Raw genomic sequence first — 18284 nt, 5'->3', positions numbered from 1 at the left:
CGCCGCCAGGCGCAAGCGGCGTCTCAAGGTTTCTTAGCTTCCTATCCCTTCGAGTCCGGAATCGGAAGATACCTGCATCTCTGACATGACAAAACGCTTCACAAGCTCAATATCAAAGGGCTTTGTGAAGAAAGCAAGAACGCCGAGCTGCTTGGCCATATCGATTTTATCAGGATCGCCGTAAGCCGTTATCATGGCCACTTTGATTGTCGGCCTGAATTTGCGGATTTCCAGCAAAGCCTCGATTCCGTCCATGTCGGGCATTTTCAGATCGAGCAATATAAAATCAATGGGATTCTGCTCCACCTGCTCAATGGCAGTCCTGCCATGAGGCGCTTCGTATACCGTCAATCCTTCAAGCTCAAACAACTCCCTCAGCAGCCGTCTAATTGCCGATTGATCATCAACAATGAGAATGCTGTAGGGAAGTGTGCCCGGCTTTGGCGGCGGCATATCAAGCTCGGCCGCGGTGTCCCCGGAATCGAACAGCGATCCGAACGCGGGTGGATTGTCCGTTCCGATCCGGACCGGCTCAAAGATGGGGCGAATCTTTTTCTTATTCCATCTCCGAATGCAAAAAGCAATAATGGCTGCAGCTACGGGCAGCAATAATATCAAATAAATCATCGTAGAACTCCTCATGTAAGCGTTTCTCCTGATTTATTTTCGACATTTATTGCACCAAATCCTGCAAACCTGAGAAAATGATTGGAATCAATCATTTACGTCCATAGAAGCAAGCGGCCCGGTGGGACTAATAATGTCCGTCAAATCGAAAACGGATATCGGAAAGTAAGGAAATCCAAAGGCATAAGGCGTCAGCTCAAAAAGTGAAAAATAAATTACAAGCGCACGGTCGGCAATATAGAATGGCTGATCGGGGCGGATGGACTGGAACGGCTCCAGGGTTTCGATCTGCCGCTCGGCGATTTGAACCTTGATCAGGTCTGATAAGCGCTTGATATAGGAACTCCCCGGCTTGAACAAGTCGGCGAGCGAATAGGATCTTCCCGATACCGTGTCAAAGGTAAGCGATTGCTGCAGCGTCAAGCCGTGCGCGCCGCCTGTAAACGCATAATTGAACAGAGAGAGGCTGAGCACGTTTTTTTCATTCGTTTTGATTTCAAAATAACCCATCATTTCCGCACGGGGATCCTCCAGCGAACCCTGCTCCGCCACCAGCGCCCTTACAGCGTGCCGTATGGATTCGTTCATGGTGTTGCGCGCGGCCGCATGCTGAACGCCGCTGACGACGGGGACCCACAATTCCGCTTTGGGAAAAGTAACGCGGGACGCATGGATGACTGCCGGAAACTGAAATGCCATATGGACACCTGCCTATTCGGGTTGATGTTCCATTATATGCGCTTTATCCGGTTCCCTTGCTAGTTCCACTTTCCTTCAGCAGAAATGAGCTTTAGTTCCGCAAATTCCGCTTCATCTCATGCCACTCGATGCCGCCGTGCCGAGAGGAAGAAATCTTCGCATATTCAAACCCCAAACGCTCATAAAATCCAATCAAACCGGCTTCGCACATCAAAATGACGCTTTCCAGCCTGTCCGCTTCCGCCTGCCGGATAAGCGCATTCATCAAAGCGCTGCCAATTCCTCCGCGCCGGCTTCCGGGATCGACGGCAACGGATAAGATGCACAAGTGCATCCCGCTCTCCTCCGCGCCGTGCTCCCCTTTCACATGGTCTCCTCCGCAATCATCAGAAGAGGTGCGGACGCCGCAGGCCAAGCCGATCAGCACAGCTCCATCCCATGCCGACAGGAAATAATGGGGAAAATGAAGCTGCCGGTAAGCAAACGCCTCGCTGGTGGCAGCAGCCTCCACCGGATAACAGGAAAGCTCCAGCCGATGGGCGGCTTCAAGCTCGGGAACCCGGATCGGCCGAATCGGAATATCATTCACCGCTTTGCTCATATGAGCATTTTTTCCCGTTCGGTCAATCTTCTTCCTTTAACGTCCAGCACCAGTTCTCCGCCGCTGAGACCCAGAATCCGGTCTGCGAACCGCTCCGCCCAGTCACCTTGATGCATGACCGCAATAACAGAGATTCCCTGAATCTTGCACATTCTCTTCAAGTCCGACAGAACCTGCTCCGCCGCATGGGGATCAAGGCCGGATACCGGCTCATCGGCAAGCAGCGTTTGGGCACCGTGAACCAAGGCCCTTGCGATGGCAATACGCTGCTTCTCTCCTCCGCTCAGCTTCTCCCCCTTCTGCTGCGCTTTCTCAAGCAGTCCCACCTTCTCGATCATATCCATGGCTCCCATATAATCGTCATTGCGGACCATTCCGGTAACTCTGCGCCAGACAGGCGTTTGATAAGCGGATCCGATCAGCACATTCTTCAGCGCCGAACGATTCGGATGCAGCGTGGGCTTCTCCTCCATATATGCCATTTCCCGGCGCACCTTCATCGTTCCCGTAAAACCCTTTTCAAAAATATTGACGCCGTCAACGAAATACGATCCGCTTGTCCACTTCTCGCGCAGAGCCAAACACTTCAGCAGCATGGATTTACCGCTGCCGCTCGCCCCCTTGACCGCTACGAATTCGCCGGGCTGAATTTCAAAGCTGATACCCGACAGAACCTGCGGGCCGCCTGGTATTTGCTTCGTCAATTGAGATACTCTTATCATGAATGGCGCTCCTTTTCCAAGTTAGCGATTACAAGTCTATCAATCTAGTTTACGGGAAACAAAAAATAGTTTCCATCCGAACAAATGTTTGGTATAATCAAAACAAGAACACATGTTCTAATATCCTATTTTCCCAAGGAGGCTGATCATCATGAACAACTGTGAAAATTATCGATTTATTGAGAGGTACCGTCCTTATCGCGATTTGACCTTCAAATTTTACTCTAATGGCTCTCTCACCATTATTGATAATACCGCAGAGGAGGTGATCACGCCCCGGGAACTCAAGGGTGAGAGCTATGACTTTTATGTCCGCAAGCGGCTTGCTTACATCAGACAGGATCTGAGCGCCAAACTGCAGAAATTCGCCTGATGCCATTTAACCCCACTAATTCATGTCATTTACAGCCCGCGCTAGGATAAGTATCTGTAACGGTTTACAATAATATTCAATTTGACGGCGAATCCATATATGCGGTAGATTGGTTTTACAGCCGAATCATATGGAGAAGGAGCCGTGCCTTTGATGAAGCAACAACTCTTATTTGATCTTGATGACACGCTGATCCATTGCAACCGGTATTTCTATCTTGTCATCGACCAGTTTGCCGATTTTATGTCAACCTGGTTTCGCGGCTATGGTATCCCGAGTGAAACCATTCGGAGCAAGCAAACCGAAATCGATATTGCCGGCGTCCATGCCGTTGGCTTCATGAGCGAGCATTTTCCCCAATCTTTTATTGATACCTACCGTTATTTCACGGAACAGACGGGAAGGGCTCGTTCCGTTATAGAAGAAGATCAGCTGTGGAAGCTGGGCCGAAGCGTCTATGAGCTCGAGGTGGAGCCCTATCCATTTATGGAAGAAACACTGGATACTCTCGCTTCCAATGGTCATGAGCTGCATCTGTACACTGGCGGCGAGATGCTGATTCAGCAGCGCAAAATTCAACAAATGCAGCTGCAGCGTTATTTTGACACTCGCATCTATGTCCGTTCGCATAAGAACATTGACGCGATGGAAGGCATCTTAAGCGAAGGCGGCTTTGAACGCAGCTCCACATGGATGATCGGAAATTCGCTGCGGACCGATGTTATTCCAGCCCTTACGTCCGGTATTCATGCCATTCATATGAAAAGTGAATCGGAGTGGATCTATAATGTCGTCGGGATTGATGTTGAACCGAAGGGCGCATTCTTCACCCTTCATCAGCTATGTGATGTGCCGGATAAGATCCATGGCTATATACGGCAGCAGGAAAGCGCCGTTAATCTCTGAAGGGTGCGGGACACGGCTGATCCGCTACCTTGACCTGAATAGGCTTGCCTCCACATGAGCGGAATTGTTCATGCCGGGAGGCAAGCCTATTTTTAATGAAACTCTGCTTTCACGATCAGGAAAGCACAAACTCAATCGTGCCTTTACTTTGATCTGTTAATATCCATTTCCCTGAATTCGTCGTGCCATCCTTGGCTTTGCTTGTTATCTTGCGCGTTTCCCCTTTGGCTGCCAGCGCCTTGGCCATCGCTGCCGTGACCGTTCTGCCCTGCTGCTGCTTCCAGATAACGAAGGTGCAGCCTTCCCGGAACCGCAGGCAGCCATAGCCTCGTTTACCCTCCACAAGCTGTCCGCCGCAGCCAGGGCGCGGACAATCGGCTATCACTGCAGGCGGTGCCGACGAGCCAGCAGCCGGTTTCTCTTTGGCCTTGGATGCGGTCTTGACTACGGATTGCCTGGTACGTGATGCACCAGCTCTTGCGCTTCCTTCTGCGGCAGCGGATGTTGGCTTTCCGCTGGAAGCATAACGTTTGGTTGTCCGCCCTTTCCCCTTGGCGCCGCCCGGGCTGCCTTCAGCATCTCCAAACAGACTGGACGCTGCTTGCGGCTGATGCCTCACCTTGCCGACGATCATCTCGGCAAACTCCTTCACCTTCTGCATGAACTGCTCATCCGAGGCTTCACCCTTGGAAATCTGGTGCAGACGCTGCTCCCAGCGTCCCGTCATTTCCGGCGAAGCCAGCAGCTCTACGCCCGCTCCGCGTATGAGCTCAATTGCGGCGCAGCCCTTGGTGGTAATATCCAGCCTCTTTCCCGCCGTTACGATGTAGCCGACATATTTCAGCCGTTCAATCGTTGCTGCGCGGGTAGCTGGCGTGCCCAGACCGATTTGCTTCATCGCATCGCGAAGCTCTTCATCCTCAATCGATTTGCCTGCGCTTTCCATGGCTTTGAGCAGCGTACCTTCCGTATATGGCTTTGGAGGCTTGGTCGCCTTCTCGAGCGCAGCAGCCTCGTCACAATGGACCAGAGCCTCCGCTTTCACCCCGAAAGGACGGTCCGTGAGAATGAGCTCGTCCTCCTGCTCCTCTGCCGGCTCATCCGACTTTTTCTTGCGGCTTTTTTCTTTGGGAGCGCCGCTATCATCTTGGCCCATTACGACTCGCCATCCCGGGTCCAGCTGTTGCTTCGCTCGGGTGCGAAACAGCTCCTCTTCGACTTCCGTCATCACCTCATGATTGTTGTAGACAGCCGGCGGATAATAGTGCGACAGGAAACGGCGTACGATGAGATCGTAAATATTCTGCTCTTCCGTACTGAGCGTCCCCGGGCGCTTGGGTGTTGGCAGTATGGCATGGTGATCCTCTACCTTAGCAGGGTTGCACACGGCTTTGTTTCCTTTGTGGACACGGTTGCGGTCCGCTCCCTGCGCAAGCCGCCCGTAAGCGGTTTGTTTGAGCATCTGAAGGACATTGCCCATGACCGGGATATTCTCTTCCGTAACATAATTGGAGCTGGTCCGGGGATACGTAATCACCTTATGTTTCTCGTACAGCGCCTGGGCGATATCCAGCGTTTTCTTCGCCGGGTATCCGTATCTCCCGTTCGCTTCGCGCTGCAGCAGCGTCAAATCATACAAGCGGTAGGGATACTCCTTGGTTTCATTCGTCTCATAGCTGACAATCCGCGCCGGTTTACCGCTCACCTTGGCTGCCAGCAGCTCGGCTTTTTCCTTGTTTGTAATCCGATCGCCCTGCCAGAGTCCTTTGTAGCTGAAGTCCGTCTGGCTGAAGCTCGCCTGAACCACAAAATAGGTTTCACTATTAAACGCGGTTATTTCCTTGTGGCGATCGTAGAGAAGTGCCAACACAGGCGTTTGGACGCGCCCAACCGACAGAAGGGTTTTGTGGCGGATTGTAAAAGCCCGCGAGGCATTCATGCCCACCAGCCAGTCAGCCTCGCTGCGCGCCCGTGCTGCCCGCGTGAGCGGATCGTAATCCTGATCATTCCGAAGCGAGTCAAAGCCGCGCCGGATCGTCTCCGGCGTCAAGTCCGAAATCCACAGACGCTCCGTGGGCTGCGACATTTTCAAATACTGCCGGATCAAATGGAAAATGAGCTGCCCTTCGCGCCCGGCGTCGCAGGCATTAACCAGCCGGTCGCTGCGCTTGGCGAGCTCGCCGATCGTTTTCAGCTGATCCCTGGTTTTGGGATTGGGCCACAGCTTGAAGCGGTCTGGAATAATCGGCAGATCCGCATCGTTCCATTTTTTATATTTGGGATCGTATTGATCCGGCTCCGCAAGACTGACCAGATGTCCGATCGCCCACGTTATGATATAACGCTCGCCTTCCAGATACGATCGTTTATTTTGCGCTTTGGGCTCGATAACAGCCGCAATCGTGCGTCCCATATCAGGCTTCTCCGCAATGATTAATGTCTTCAACTAATCCCCTCTTTGCTCCTTAATGGTCGATCTCTACATAGCGTATCATGGCCTGCATGATACTGCGAACCCCTTTGGACCAATTGGGGTCTTCGGCATATTCACGGTTAATCCAGGTTATCGCATCCTCTTTCTCCGGCCTGTCCTTGCTGATGCGCAGTATGGTCCGCACAGCAATCGCGGTGGATTGCTCGATGGTCGTATTATAATCCTGCCAGCTGTAAAAAACATTAAACGGATTGTTCGCTATTTTTTTCGCCTGCTTATGGGTAGTCGGCACAAAAGCCTGCTCCTGTCCGGTAATCGCAAAAAGCAGCAGCGGATGAATGTTATTCTCCCTGGCTGCCGACATAATGGCATCATAATAGGGCTGCTCCGCAAGCAGAGAAGATTTGTTGTGCAGATATTGTTTCAATCGGCTCTCATTCACTTCCGTATAGCGCAGTTCAGCGGGCAAACTATTGCTTGCCGGAACTTCCACAGATCTTGCCGGCTGTATTTCTGCTTTCTGCAGCGGCTTGTCCGGCGCAGCAGCCGGCTGCAGCAGGATTCCCCCATAAATCAGGCTGGACATGACCAGAAGCGCCGACAGAAGAGCGTAGAGCATCGCTTTGACCCTGGGCGGCTTCACAGCCGCAGGCAGATGGACAATATCTCCTGCACGCTCTTGCTCCAGCCCGGTCGAGGGACTCCGCTCCTGAAGGAGCAGAGCTTGATTGGCAAAAAACGACCAAGCCGAAGCTTCCTCTCCTGCAGCGGCTTCTGTCGCCTGTGCAGTCGTGATCAGCAGCTTGTTGAACGGCTCAAGCGGCAGTGAGCTTGCCATCCTCTGCTGGGTCCACATATGCAGCGGTTCATACACCGCCCTGTCCGCAAGATTCAAGGCCAGACAGCTTTGAAAAACATGCTCCGGCCCTACAGGCTTCTGCTGCCTGGCTACTACTTGAAGAAGCAGCTCCGCTGTCAGCTTCAGCTTGATTTCTTCGGCAAAATCCGGAAGCTGGCGCATGACAATACGCTGCATTGCATCTGCTACGATTTCCGCCCGGCGCTCAGTCGGCAAATCCGCGTATTTATGCTGTACATAATGGCGAATACTCGATATCTCTGACTTCGTAAGCACACTTGCCGCATTGGATGACATCATCATTCCCCCATGCTTGGCTTATTGGTCTCTCGATTTTACCACAACTTTCCTTTACTTGGGGACGGCGGATTCCAATATCGCTTTCTGTACGTCCTCTTGTTCGATGTAGGCCTGTATTTGCTCCTTCTCATCGATTGTAAACTGGAATTCACAATCACAGCCCTCATCCAGAGGCACGATTTGTACAATTGTGCCATTCGTTGTGCAGATGACCAGCGCAGTCAGCTGCGTGATTTCCTCCGGACACGGTGTTGCCGGGGATAACACAAGTCCAAGCTCGATATCGACCCACTGCTCGTCACGCCGTTCAATACGCGGCTCAAACGCCAGAATTTGCAGCTGCGTCACCTGTTCCGACCCATATTGAATCATCGTTTCTCACACTCCATTCCAAGAGAATTGAATTCTTTCCGATATCGTAAGAAGAAACGGCTTCGCCGTCCTTTGGCGGCATAACAAGTTTCTTCCCTCAGAAATATAAGCAAAGTAGAGGATAAATTTTATACTTTCTTATATTTAAATAAAAAGCGCCCGAAGGCGCTCTTATCGGTAAAACGTTATTAATAGCCGCAGCTGCTTATGGCAGCATTGTCGTCCCCATCAGGTAACGGTCAACCTCGCGGGCAGCCTCGCGGCCTTCATTGATCGCCCAGACGACCAGACTTTGTCCGCGACGCATATCGCCGGCAGCGAATACTTTGTCAACACTTGTGCTGTAATCCCCATAAGCTGCTTTGACATTGGAGCGGCGGTCCTGTGCAAGACCCAATTGTTCAATAATCGTTGTTTCCGGTCCTTCGAAACCGACTGCGATCATAACCAGATCAGCCGGCCATACTTGCTCGGTGCCGGGAATTTCCTTGTAAATCCGGCGTCCGGACTCATCGACAGTACGTTCGATCTGGACGGTGTGCAGCTCCTTCACATTTCCGTACTCGTCGCCTACGAATTTCGTGGTCAGGACGGAGAATGCACGCGGATCCTTGCCAAACAATGCACGCGCTTCTTCCTGTGCATAATCGAGCGTATACACATTCGGAAATTGCGGCCAAGGATTTTTCACAGGATCACGCTCAAGCGGCGCTTTGGATACGGTGCCGAATTGAGTGATGGACTTGCAGCCATGGCGAAGCGCCGTTGCCACGCAGTCTGTTCCTGTATCACCGCCGCCGATCACAATAACATTCTTGCCTTTGGCGGAAACGTAATTGCCATCCTCCAGATTGGAGTCCAGATAGCTTTTGATCGTACCGTTCAAATAATCCATGGCTTTATGAATGCCTTTCAAGTGACGGCCTTCAATGTCAACCTCACGGGCTTTTGTAGCGCCGCCGCATAATACAACGGCATCAAATTCGTCCATGAGCTGCTGGGAGGAAATATCGGTGCCGATTTCAGTATTCGTAACGAACTGGACACCTTCGGCTTCGAGCAGATCCACCCGGCGTTGAACGACTCCTTTGTCCAGCTTCATGGTCGGAATGCCATATACAAGCAATCCGCCAATACGATCGGCACGCTCATACACGGTTACCGTGTGACCCGCTTTATTCAATTGGGCTGCGCATGCCATTCCGGCCGGACCCGAACCAACCACAGCAATTTTCTTCGAGGTGCGCACTTTGGGAGGTTGAGGAACAACCCAGCCTTCCTCGAAACCTTTATCGATGATGGCTTGCTCAATGGACTTGATGGTTACTGCATCGCCAATCAGGCCTACTGTACAGGAACCTTCGCAAGGGGCAGGACATACACGCCCCGTGAACTCCGGAAAATTATTTGTTTTATGCAAACGGTCGAGCGCTTCACGCCACAAACCGCGGTAGATCAGATTATTCCACTCGGGGATGAGATTATTTACAGGACAGCCTGAAGCGCCGCCCGGGAGCTCAATGCCCGTATGACAGTACGGAGTGCCGCAATCCATGCAGCGCGCACCCTGCGTACGAAGCTGATCTTCATTGAAGTGCTTATGAAATTCTTCCCAATCCTTGATGCGCTCCAGCGGATCGCGATCTGCAGGCAGCTCGCGCTTGTAATCCATAAATCCAGTAGGTGTAGACATATCGCTTATCCTCCATCTCTTTATCCCCTTGCAGTAAGAAGAACCGGCAGGCTTCTTCAAGGCATGCCCGGATCTCTTCCCCCCTGAAAATATAATCCAGGCATACAGGAACGTATCCGGATATCCTCTCTTATACCGTCTTGAATATCAGAATGAAAGCAGATGCCTTAAGTAACGCAGCTGCGGATATTTATTCACTCTTATCCTAAAAATATATCGGGATTTCAGTCAACATTCAATATCAAACTTTCCCATTCAGATGGGACTTATTTATCATATCGTAGCAATTGGCACCCATACGTTAAATGGATTTTCCGTACAATCATTTGCACTAAATGACAGAATGTTCGTCATATAACGAAAGCAGCATATCAGGAACGCGGCGTTTTTCGGATATAGGTGCGGATGCAGAAATCATAGGCATTCTTCTCATCCCTCTTAAACGGCTCACTGCCCGTCAATTCCCATTCACCCTCATTAATGGCCGGAAAATAAGCATCTCCCTCAACCTCAGCGTCCACTTCAGTGAGAAGCAGCTTGTCCGCATAGGGCAGAAACAAGTTGTACACTTCTGCGCCGCCCATGATCACAAGCTCCTCGCCGGTATTTGCATTGTAGCGTGTCATAGCTTCCTGAGCGGTATGAACAACCTCACAGCCGTCATGCGAAAAACCGCTGCTTCGTGTGAGTATAACATTAAGCCGGTCCTTGAGGGGCCTGCTGCCCAGCGATTCAAAGGTCTTGCGCCCCATCAATACGGTTCTTCCGGTCGTGGAACGCCTAAAATGAGCGCTCTCGGCAGGCAGGCGCCAAGGCATGGCATTGCCGATGCCAATTACCCGGTTATGCGCCATGGCGGCGATCATCGTAATAGACATACTGATTCAAGCCGCTCCTTCCTATATGGCAACTTCCGCTTTAATTGTCGGATGGTGCTGATAATTCGCAATTTCAAAATCCTCATACGTGTAATCGAATATTGAATCCGGCTTGCGTTTGATAATCAACTGCGGCAGGGGCAGCGGCTCCCGGGTCAACTGCAGCTTAACCTGCTCGATGTGATTGCTGTATATATGAACATCGCCGCCGGAATATATAAAATCCCCTACGCCCAAATCACATTGCTGTGCGATCATGTGCGTTAACAGCGCGTATTGTGCAATATTAAAAGGCAGCCCAAGGAACGTATCCGAGGAGCGCATGGTCAGCATGCAGGAGAGCTTGCCGCCGGCCACATAAAACTGAAAGACAAAATGGCAGGGCGGCAGCTTCATATGCTCGATCTCCGCTACATTCCATGCACTGACGATATGCCGGCGTGAATCGGGATTACGCTTGATGGATTCCACCACCTGGGCAATTTGATCAATTTTCCGGCCGTCCGGCGCTTCCCAGGCACGCCACTGCGAGCCATACACGGGACCAAGATCACCATTCTCATCCGCCCATTCATTCCAGATACGGACGCCATTCTCCTGCAAATAGCGGACATTCGTCTCGCCCTTCAGAAACCACAGCAGCTCGTGAATAATGGATTTCACATGCATGCGCTTCGTTGTCACGAGCGGAAACCCTTTATTTAAATCGAACCGGATCTGCCGGCCGAACACCGATGTCGTTCCCGTTCCGGTCCGGTCTTCCTTCACCGTTCCGTGATCCAATACGTCCTGCAATAAATCCAAATAAGCTCTCAAAGCAGATTTATCCCCCTTCTGCATTTGTGTCATCCTTCTATTTTAACATTTATTGAGGGTTCTGTCTTTCCCGTTTTCTCTGCATCCTAAGATCATAACGCCCGGGAGCAGAAGCATGCAGAGCCTTTTCTTCATCCGTCTCCGGTATGACCACCGGCACTCCGGTTGGTTTTCCGGTCTCATCCAGAGCAACAAAAGAGAAAAATGCGGTGACTGCCGTTTTCCGCTCGCCCGTGTACACATTCTCCGTCTGGACCTTCACGAAAACCTCCATCGAGCTTTTATGCGTCCAGGTTATGAATGCCTCGACTTCAATCACTTCTCCGACCCGGATCGGCGCTACAAAATCAAGGCTGTCCGTTGAAGCGGTGACGACCGGCTTGCGGGCATGGCGCATACTTGTAATAGCTGCGATTTTGTCCATATACTCCATGACTTTGCCGCCGAACATGGTGCCGTGATAATTCGTATCCGATGGAAAAATCAACTGCATCATTGTCGACCTAGATTCACTTGACAGCTTGCTTGCTTCACTCATAAGGCCGCCTCCGGAATAAGATTATTCCATTATTTTCGATCAGAAAAGATTCAAGCCGTACGATACGGCCGAGTACGATACTTCCATTTGAAATATATGCAGCATATCATGAAGAAACGACAGCATCCATATTTTGTAATATAACTAAATTTATCTCCAAGAAAATCATAGAAATTTAACGATGTAAAACATTATTAATTTCTATAAGTTGAACAAAAGAGGCCACGCGCTCGTGCAGCGGCTCGTGACCTCTTCTTTATATGCTATAAACCTGCTCAAAAATATTATTTCTTGCTCGCGATGGCATGAATCGGATGTCCCAGTGCCACTTCGACAGCGTCAAGAACAATTTCACCCAGTGTCGGATGCGCATGAATCGTGAGGGCGATATCTTCAAGCGTTGCACCCATTTCAATGGCAAGACCAAGCTCAGCAATCATATTGGAAGCTTCCACACCAGCGATTTGCGCACCAAGCACAAGCTCGTTGTCCGCATCGGCAATAATTTTGACAAAGCCTTCTTTCACACCGAGCGACAATGCGCGTCCATTGATGTTGAACGGGAATTTGCCGACTTTCACGTTGTGGCCTTTTTCTTTGGCTTCCTTCTCGGTGTATCCTACGCTGGAAAGCTCAGGATCGGAGAAGACAACAAGCGGAATGCATTTGTAATCAACGGCGCTTGCTTGTCCCGCGATCGCTTCAGCCGCAACACGGCCTTCATACATGGCTTTGTGGGCAAGTGCCGGTCCTGCAGTGATATCGCCGATCGCATAGATGTGCGGAATGCTGGTGCGGCACTGCTCATCAATCTCAATCAGACCGCGGTCAGTCATTTTAAGGTTGATCAGATCAAGGCCAAGCTCTCCATCCGTGTTTGGACGGCGTCCTACCGTAACGAGCAGATAATCAGCCGTTACTTGCTTTTCTTCTCCGCCGACGGTGTACGTAACCGTTACGTCCTTGTCGGTTTGTTCCGCGCCTTTGGCCTGAGCGCCCGTTACGATTTCAGCATTGGCACCCTTCAATTTCTTCGCCACAAGCGAAGACATGTCAGTATCAAAGCCAGGCAGGATGGTTTCGGTACCCTCGATAATCGTTACCTTCGTTCCGAAACGCGCATACATTTGGCTGAGCTCGATTCCGATGTAGCCGCCGCCGATTACAACGAGGCTTTTCGGAATTTCCGGCAAAGACAAGGCGCCGGTCGAGGATACGATACGTCCGCCGTACGGAAATGCTTTGAGCTCGATAGGACGGGAGCCTGTCGCGATAATGCAGTTCTTGAAACGGTAGCGCGGAGCTTCGTTATCATTAAACACGCGGGCTTCTGTTTCGTTGATGAACATAACCTCGCCGTTGAAATATTCGATCTTGTTGGCTTTAAGCAAGGAAGCAACGCCGCCGGTTAATTTCTTGACGACACTGTTTTTGAATTCCTGTACTTTGCTCCACTCCACTTTGACGTCCGAAGCGGTAATTCCGAACTCCGAAGCATGACCGATGGAATCGTATTGATGGGAGGCGGAGATCAGTGCCTTGGAAGGAATACATCCGACGTTCAGACATACGCCGCCCACATATTCTTTATCCACAACGAGCACATTTTGTCCAAGCTGAGCGGCACGTATAGCCGCGACGTAACCGCCGGGACCTGCACCGACGACTAACAAATCAATATCTAGTGAAGCGTCACCTACTACCATGGGTTATACCTCCATTACAAGCAATTGGGGATCGGCGAGCAGCTGCTTGATGTAATTCAAGAAATTCTGAGCTGTCGCGCCGTCAATGAGCCGATGATCAAAACTGAGTGATAGAGCCATAACCGATGCCGCGACGATTTCGCCGTTTTTGACAACCGGTTTTTCAGAAATGCGGCCTGTGCCAAGAATAGCCACTTCCGGGAAGTTAATCACCGGCGTGAAGAACATGCCGCCTGCAGAGCCAATGTTGGTGATGGAGATTGTGCCGCCTTTCATCTCTTGAGCGGCAAGCTTGCCGTCGCGGGCGCGACCGGCGAGTTCCTTGATCTCATCGGCGATCATCCACACGTTCTTGCGGTCAGCATCATGGATGACAGGTACGACAAGCCCGTTGTCCGTATCCGTCGCGATGCCGATATTATAATATTTCTTAAAGACAATTTCCTGCGCTTCTTCGTCCAGCATGGAGTTCAGCTGCGGGAACTGACGGCAAGCAGCGACAAGCGCCTTGACGATGAAAGGAAGATAGGTCAGCTTGACGCCCTTCTTCTCTGCAACCGGCTTAGCTTTCGTACGCAGTGCGACAAGCTCTGTAACATCAACCTCATCCATCAACGTTACATGCGGAGCTGTATAGACGGATTTGGCCATGGCTCCGGCAATGATTTTGCGGATGCCTCTAAACGGAATGCGCTCTTCGATGCGATCGCCAGTCGAAACGGCTGCCGCTTGCGGCTTGGATGCCGCTGCGCCTTGAGCTGCTGTTTCCTGCGCGCCAGCTTGCATGCCTGCAGCCGGCTTGCCGCCGCCTGCCGCGAAAGCTTCAACATCTTCACGGGTGATACGGCCATTCTTGCCGGAGCCGGAAATATCAGCGATGGCAGCGCCCTTCTCACGGGCGAACCTGCGTACGCTTGGCGTAGCCAGAACGAGACTGTTTGCAGCTTTTGCCGGCTTGGCAGGCTCGCCTGATTTGGCAGCTTCTGCTGCTTCCGGGGCCGCGTCCTTGGAAGTCTCGGAAGCGCTCGTGTCCGGAAGCTCGGTTTTCGCAGGCTCTTTGGCAGCTGCTGTATCCTGACTTTCCGTTTCCCGCTCTTCCTGATGAGGCAGCTCGCCTTCCGCATCAATGATTGCAACGACATCGCCGACATGGCACACTTGCCCGTCCTTCACGAGAACTTCAAGCACTTTGCCGTTAACGGGGCAAGGAACCTCCACGATTGCTTTATCGTTCTGCACTTCCATTATGATATCTTCGTCTGTTACCGTGTCGCCGGCTTTAATATGCATCTTGACGATTTCGCCTTCATGCAGCCCTTCGCCCAGCTCCGGGAACCGATACTCAAATTTCGCCACGTCCCGTGACCTCCTTCCAGGTCTTCACGACCTGCTTGTCTGTTTAATCTGGATTATGGGATAAAGACAATTAAAAGTTTCTCACGTCGTTAACCGCCTTGATGATGCGTTCAGGCGTAGGAAGCCAGGTCTTCTCAATTTGTGCGAAAGGATAAACCGTATCCGGCCCGGCGACACGAAGGACCGGGGCTTCCAAATGAAGAATCGCTTTTTCATTGATTTGGGCAATGATTTCCGCAGCGGCTCCGGAAGTTTTTTGCGCTTCCTGAACAACGATAGCCCGGTTGGTTTTTTGAATAGAAGCGACAATGGTATCAATATCAAGCGGCATTAAGGTTCTCAAATCGATAACCTCCGCCTGAACGCCATCCTTCTCCAGCTGCTCGGCTGCTTTAACCGCCGTATGAACCATTGCTCCATAAGCGATAATGGTCACGTCGCTGCCTTCGCGCACGATGTTGGCCTTGCCAATCGGAACGGTATACGCGTCTTCAGGCACATCTTGGCGGAAAGCATGATAAAGGTTCAAATGCTCCATGAAGAAAACAGGATCATTGTCGCGAATGGCCGAGACCAGCAGTCCTTTAGCGTCATAAGGGTTGGAAGGTACAATAACCTTAATGCCCGGCGTTTGAATCGCAATGCCTTCAAGTGAATCGGTATGCAGCTCAGCAGCGCTGACGCCACCGCCAAAAGGGGTACGGAATACGATTGGCGCGTTGTAGCGGCCGCCAGAGCGGTAACGCATCCGTGCCGCCTGGACAAGCATTTGGTCAAGCGCTTCATAGATAAAACCGACGAACTGGATTTCCGCTACCGGACGAAAGCCTTGAATGCCCATCCCGACAGCCATGCCGGCAATTGCGGATTCAGCAAGAGGGGTATCGAATACACGGTCTTCGCCGAATTCGCCTTGCAGGCCTTCCGTCGCACGGAAAACGCCGCCGACCTTCCCGACATCCTCTCCGAATACAAGCACATTCGGATCATTTTTCAATTCGACGCGCATCGCGTCGCGAATTGCTTCTTTCATATTCATTTGCGCCATCGCTGAAGTTTCCTCCTAAGAGTTTTTCTGTGATACATCTTGCATATTCATCCTTGTGGGAGCAGAAAGACTCACTTCGGAAGCATACGCTGAGTTTTTCTGTGATACATCTTGCATATTCTTCTTCGTCAAACAGGAAAACTCACTTCGGAAGCATACGCTGAGTTTTTCTGTGATGCTCCATGCAAATCTATATTTACAATTCCTTATTAAAAATCCACTTTTTGCTCTTCCAGATGCTGCGGAGTGTTTTCGAACATCGAATCGATCAAGCCGTTGACAGTCATTTTCTCCGTAGCTTCGGCTTTTTTGATATTCTCGTTGACTGCAGCTTTGGCTTCTTCCTTGACGCGGGCCGTTTCTTCTTCCGACCACAGACCTTTTTGCTCCAGGTATTTACCGAAGCGTACGAGCGGATCCTTCAGACTCCATTCGCCCTCTTCTTCCTTGGTGCGGTATTTGGAGGTGTCATCAGCCATGGAATGCGGGCGGTAACGGTAAGTCAGCAGCTCGATCAATGTCGCGCCTTCGCCATTGCGGCCGCGTTCAGCCGCTTCTGATACGGCTTTGTAAACAGCCAGAACATCCATCCCGTCTACTTGAACGCCTTTGATACCGGCAGCCAATGCTTTGTGGGCAATGGAGTGCGCTGCAGTTTGTTTCTCAAATGGTGTCGTGATCGCATAGCCGTTGTTCTGAACGACATAAATGACCGGAAGCTTGAATACGCCGGCAAAGTTCATGCCTTCATAGAAATCGCCTTCCGAAGAACCGCCATCGCCTGTATACGTAATGGCAACGCGCTTCTCATTGCGTTTCTTGAATGCCATTGCTACTCCGGTGGCATGCAGAATTTGAGCGCCGATAATGATTTGGGGCATCAGTACATTGACGCCTTCCGGAATCTGACCTCCGTGCTGATGACCGCGGGAATACAGGAATGCCTGATAAAGCGGCAAACCATGCCATACGATCTGCGGCATGTCACGATAGCCGGGGCAAACAAAATCCTCTTTGTTCAAGGCGTATTCGCTGCCGATCATGGATGCCTCTTGTCCGGATACCGGTGCGTAGAAGCCCAAACGGCCTTGTCTGCCGAGATTAACCGCACGCTCATCCCAAGTGCGGGTGAATACCATACGGTACATAATTTCTTTCAGCTGATCGTCGGACAGCTCAGGCAGGTAATCTTTGTTAACGATTTCACCATCTGGCGATAATACGGATAGCGGTTGAACCGGTTCTGTCTGAACTTCATAAGGAACCTTACTCATATCGTTCACCTCAGTTAAATATTTGATAAACCGTGAGTCTCTGTTATAGAATGATTATAACCCTGTTTAAGCTGGATGGTCAAAGTATTAAATAGATAAAACCTTCTATTTTTCTAAGTTTCGGACTATTTACTCATGTCATTGTATATGTAACAGATTGAATTTTCTACTGATACAGAATAGTACACTATCATCAAAAACAGAGCCCGAATGATCATTCCGGCACTAAGGGAGCTTGAACGTTATTCCGTGTATCTCACTTCCTTTTGTTTACCCACAACGATGACAATCCATGCAATTCGAGAGGAGTTATTTATTTATGACGGATCAACGCTATTTAAAAAGAACGATTGTGAAAGAGGTTGTCAGCAGCCAGCACCTGCCGGAGGGTTCACGGGATCTGCGCGTTTATCTGCCGCCGGGTTATAACGAGCTGTTGTCCTATCCGGTCGTCTACTGCCAGGACGGCGAGGACTTTTTCAATTTCGGCAGAATCGCCACACTTGCCAACCAGCTCATTCTCGATGAGGGAGTAGAGCCATTCCTCATTGTCGGCGTGGATGTGGACAAGCAGAAGCGCACGGCGGAATATTCACCCGATGGTGAGCTTTATGACGGATATGTCGCTTTCTTCGCTGAAGAGCTGATTCCTTTTATCGAGGACAAGTACCCTGCCCACATGGAGCCCTCGCACCGGATTCTGGCAGGAGACTCGCTCGGAGGTACGGTGTCTCTTCATATTGCGCTTGCTTATCCGGAGCTTTTCCATCAGGTTATTTCGTTCTCGGGGGCTTATTACCCCGAGTCCCGGTCCATAGCTGCCCAAGAAATCGATTTGAAGCGGCTGACCCTCTATATGATTGTAGGTTTGCAGGAGACCGATTACCAGACCGACAGAGGCATCTATAACTTCGTGGAAATCAACCGGGAGATGAAGCAGATCCTGGAGGAAAGAGGGGCCCGTATTCACTATGGTGAACATGAAGGGCGGCATGTGTGGGGCTTCTGGCAGAAATATATTCCAGAAGCGCTGCACACCTTCCTGCGCAGCGAATGATTTTTTATAAAATAAAGACCGCAGC

At 51.0% G+C, this 18284-nt stretch carries 18 protein-coding genes; 3 read left to right on the top strand and 15 right to left on the bottom strand.

Going from position 1 to position 18284, the window contains the following annotated elements; genetic code table 11:
- Window positions 1–33 precede the first annotated feature (33 nt).
- From AC0YOB_RS26430 to AC0YOB_RS26415, 4 genes are all read right to left on the bottom strand, one after another.
- A complete protein-coding gene (locus AC0YOB_RS26430) occupies window positions 34–642 on the bottom strand; it encodes a response regulator (protein ID WP_475795295.1) in 609 nt (202 codons plus the stop codon).
- A 72-nt stretch (window positions 643–714) separates the two neighbouring features.
- Window positions 715–1326: a DUF3298 and DUF4163 domain-containing protein gene (locus AC0YOB_RS26425; RefSeq protein ID WP_210040625.1), complete on the bottom strand. Its 612-nt coding sequence runs from the start codon at window positions 1324–1326 to the stop codon at window positions 715–717.
- A 91-nt stretch (window positions 1327–1417) separates the two neighbouring features.
- Complete coding sequence (locus AC0YOB_RS26420; protein ID WP_475795294.1) at window positions 1418–1927, bottom strand: GNAT family N-acetyltransferase; 510 nt, start codon at window positions 1925–1927, stop codon at window positions 1418–1420.
- A complete protein-coding gene (locus tag AC0YOB_RS26415) occupies window positions 1924–2649 on the bottom strand; it encodes a phosphonate ABC transporter ATP-binding protein (RefSeq protein ID WP_210040621.1) in 726 nt (241 codons plus the stop codon). Before AC0YOB_RS26415 ends, AC0YOB_RS26420 begins: the two co-directional genes overlap by 4 nt.
- Before the next feature lie 151 nt (window positions 2650–2800).
- Between AC0YOB_RS26415 and AC0YOB_RS26410 the strand changes: the two genes are divergently transcribed.
- Together AC0YOB_RS26410 and AC0YOB_RS26405 are read left to right on the top strand one after the other, a co-directional pair.
- Window positions 2801–3022: a hypothetical protein gene (locus tag AC0YOB_RS26410; protein WP_210040619.1), complete on the top strand. Its 222-nt coding sequence runs from the start codon at window positions 2801–2803 to the stop codon at window positions 3020–3022.
- Window positions 3023–3175: 153 nt separating this feature from the next.
- Entirely contained in the window at window positions 3176–3928 is a 753-nt protein-coding gene (locus AC0YOB_RS26405; protein WP_210040617.1) for an HAD family hydrolase, read from the top strand.
- Window positions 3929–4043: 115 nt separating this feature from the next.
- Here the strand turns inward: AC0YOB_RS26405 and AC0YOB_RS26400 are convergent, their stop codons facing one another.
- The 11 genes from AC0YOB_RS26400 to pdhA form a co-directional block, all read right to left on the bottom strand.
- Entirely contained in the window at window positions 4044–6374 is a 2331-nt protein-coding gene (locus tag AC0YOB_RS26400; protein ID WP_475795293.1) for a DNA topoisomerase 3, read from the bottom strand.
- Window positions 6375–6393: 19 nt separating this feature from the next.
- Window positions 6394–7518, bottom strand: a complete 1125-nt coding sequence (locus tag AC0YOB_RS26395; RefSeq protein ID WP_475795292.1) for a hypothetical protein — start codon at window positions 7516–7518, stop codon at window positions 6394–6396.
- 54 nt (window positions 7519–7572) lie between these two features.
- A complete protein-coding gene (locus AC0YOB_RS26390) occupies window positions 7573–7893 on the bottom strand; it encodes a hypothetical protein (RefSeq protein WP_475795291.1) in 321 nt (106 codons plus the stop codon).
- 205 nt (window positions 7894–8098) lie between these two features.
- On the bottom strand, window positions 8099–9586 hold the full coding sequence (locus AC0YOB_RS26385; protein WP_475787153.1) for a glutamate synthase subunit beta: 1488 nt from the start codon (window positions 9584–9586) through the stop codon (window positions 8099–8101).
- A gap of 371 nt (window positions 9587–9957) precedes the next feature.
- Window positions 9958–10464 carry a dihydrofolate reductase gene (locus AC0YOB_RS26380; protein WP_475795290.1) on the bottom strand — a complete coding sequence of 169 codons (507 nt, stop codon included), beginning with the start codon at window positions 10462–10464 and terminating at the stop codon, window positions 9958–9960.
- Between the two features lie 21 nt (window positions 10465–10485).
- The gene (thyA, locus tag AC0YOB_RS26375) at window positions 10486–11280 is read right to left on the bottom strand and encodes a thymidylate synthase (RefSeq protein ID WP_475795289.1); all 795 of its coding nucleotides are present in this window, start codon (window positions 11278–11280) and stop codon (window positions 10486–10488) included.
- A 49-nt stretch (window positions 11281–11329) separates the two neighbouring features.
- Window positions 11330–11818 (bottom strand): acyl-CoA thioesterase, encoded by a 489-nt coding sequence (locus AC0YOB_RS26370; protein ID WP_210040603.1) that lies wholly within the window; start codon window positions 11816–11818, stop codon window positions 11330–11332.
- A 284-nt stretch (window positions 11819–12102) separates the two neighbouring features.
- On the bottom strand, window positions 12103–13524 hold the full coding sequence (gene lpdA / locus AC0YOB_RS26365; RefSeq protein ID WP_475770564.1) for a dihydrolipoyl dehydrogenase: 1422 nt from the start codon (window positions 13522–13524) through the stop codon (window positions 12103–12105).
- Between the two features lie 3 nt (window positions 13525–13527).
- Window positions 13528–14880, bottom strand: a complete 1353-nt coding sequence (locus tag AC0YOB_RS26360) for a dihydrolipoamide acetyltransferase family protein (RefSeq protein ID WP_475795288.1) — start codon at window positions 14878–14880, stop codon at window positions 13528–13530.
- A 70-nt stretch (window positions 14881–14950) separates the two neighbouring features.
- The gene (locus AC0YOB_RS26355) at window positions 14951–15928 is read right to left on the bottom strand and encodes an alpha-ketoacid dehydrogenase subunit beta (RefSeq protein WP_475770566.1); all 978 of its coding nucleotides are present in this window, start codon (window positions 15926–15928) and stop codon (window positions 14951–14953) included.
- Window positions 15929–16137: 209 nt separating this feature from the next.
- Window positions 16138–17202 carry a pyruvate dehydrogenase (acetyl-transferring) E1 component subunit alpha gene (pdhA, locus tag AC0YOB_RS26350; RefSeq protein ID WP_210040595.1) on the bottom strand — a complete coding sequence of 355 codons (1065 nt, stop codon included), beginning with the start codon at window positions 17200–17202 and terminating at the stop codon, window positions 16138–16140.
- Window positions 17203–17521: 319 nt separating this feature from the next.
- On the opposite strand from pdhA, the gene AC0YOB_RS26345 reads away from it, so the two are divergent.
- On the top strand, window positions 17522–18259 hold the full coding sequence (locus AC0YOB_RS26345; protein ID WP_475795287.1) for an alpha/beta hydrolase: 738 nt from the start codon (window positions 17522–17524) through the stop codon (window positions 18257–18259).
- Window positions 18260–18284 lie beyond the last annotated feature (25 nt).

The sequence above is a fragment of the Paenibacillus sp. JT31N17 genome (assembly GCF_056269255.1).
This window is presented reverse-complemented; position numbering and strand designations above follow the sequence as displayed.

Excerpts from the sequence above, each read along its gene's own strand:
- AC0YOB_RS26430 (WP_475795295.1), bottom strand. The coding sequence starts at position 642 with ATGAGGAGTTCTACGATGATTTATTTGATATTATTGCTGCCCGTAGCT.
- AC0YOB_RS26425 (WP_210040625.1), bottom strand. The coding sequence starts at position 1,326 with ATGGCATTTCAGTTTCCGGCAGTCATCCATGCGTCCCGCGTTACTTTT.
- AC0YOB_RS26420 (WP_475795294.1), bottom strand. The coding sequence starts at position 1,927 with ATGAGCAAAGCGGTGAATGATATTCCGATTCGGCCGATCCGGGTTCCC.
- AC0YOB_RS26415 (WP_210040621.1), bottom strand. The coding sequence starts at position 2,649 with ATGATAAGAGTATCTCAATTGACGAAGCAAATACCAGGCGGCCCGCAG.
- AC0YOB_RS26410 (WP_210040619.1), top strand. The coding sequence starts at position 2,801 with ATGAACAACTGTGAAAATTATCGATTTATTGAGAGGTACCGTCCTTAT.
- AC0YOB_RS26405 (WP_210040617.1), top strand. The coding sequence starts at position 3,176 with ATGAAGCAACAACTCTTATTTGATCTTGATGACACGCTGATCCATTGC.
- AC0YOB_RS26395 (WP_475795292.1), bottom strand. The coding sequence starts at position 7,518 with ATGTCATCCAATGCGGCAAGTGTGCTTACGAAGTCAGAGATATCGAGT.
- AC0YOB_RS26390 (WP_475795291.1), bottom strand. The coding sequence starts at position 7,893 with ATGATTCAATATGGGTCGGAACAGGTGACGCAGCTGCAAATTCTGGCG.
- AC0YOB_RS26385 (WP_475787153.1), bottom strand. The coding sequence starts at position 9,586 with ATGTCTACACCTACTGGATTTATGGATTACAAGCGCGAGCTGCCTGCA.
- AC0YOB_RS26380 (WP_475795290.1), bottom strand. The coding sequence starts at position 10,464 with ATGTCTATTACGATGATCGCCGCCATGGCGCATAACCGGGTAATTGGC.
- AC0YOB_RS26370 (WP_210040603.1), bottom strand. The coding sequence starts at position 11,818 with ATGAGTGAAGCAAGCAAGCTGTCAAGTGAATCTAGGTCGACAATGATG.
- lpdA (WP_475770564.1), bottom strand. The coding sequence starts at position 13,524 with ATGGTAGTAGGTGACGCTTCACTAGATATTGATTTGTTAGTCGTCGGT.
- AC0YOB_RS26355 (WP_475770566.1), bottom strand. The coding sequence starts at position 15,928 with ATGGCGCAAATGAATATGAAAGAAGCAATTCGCGACGCGATGCGCGTC.
- pdhA (WP_210040595.1), bottom strand. The coding sequence starts at position 17,202 with ATGAGTAAGGTTCCTTATGAAGTTCAGACAGAACCGGTTCAACCGCTA.
- AC0YOB_RS26345 (WP_475795287.1), top strand. The coding sequence starts at position 17,522 with ATGACGGATCAACGCTATTTAAAAAGAACGATTGTGAAAGAGGTTGTC.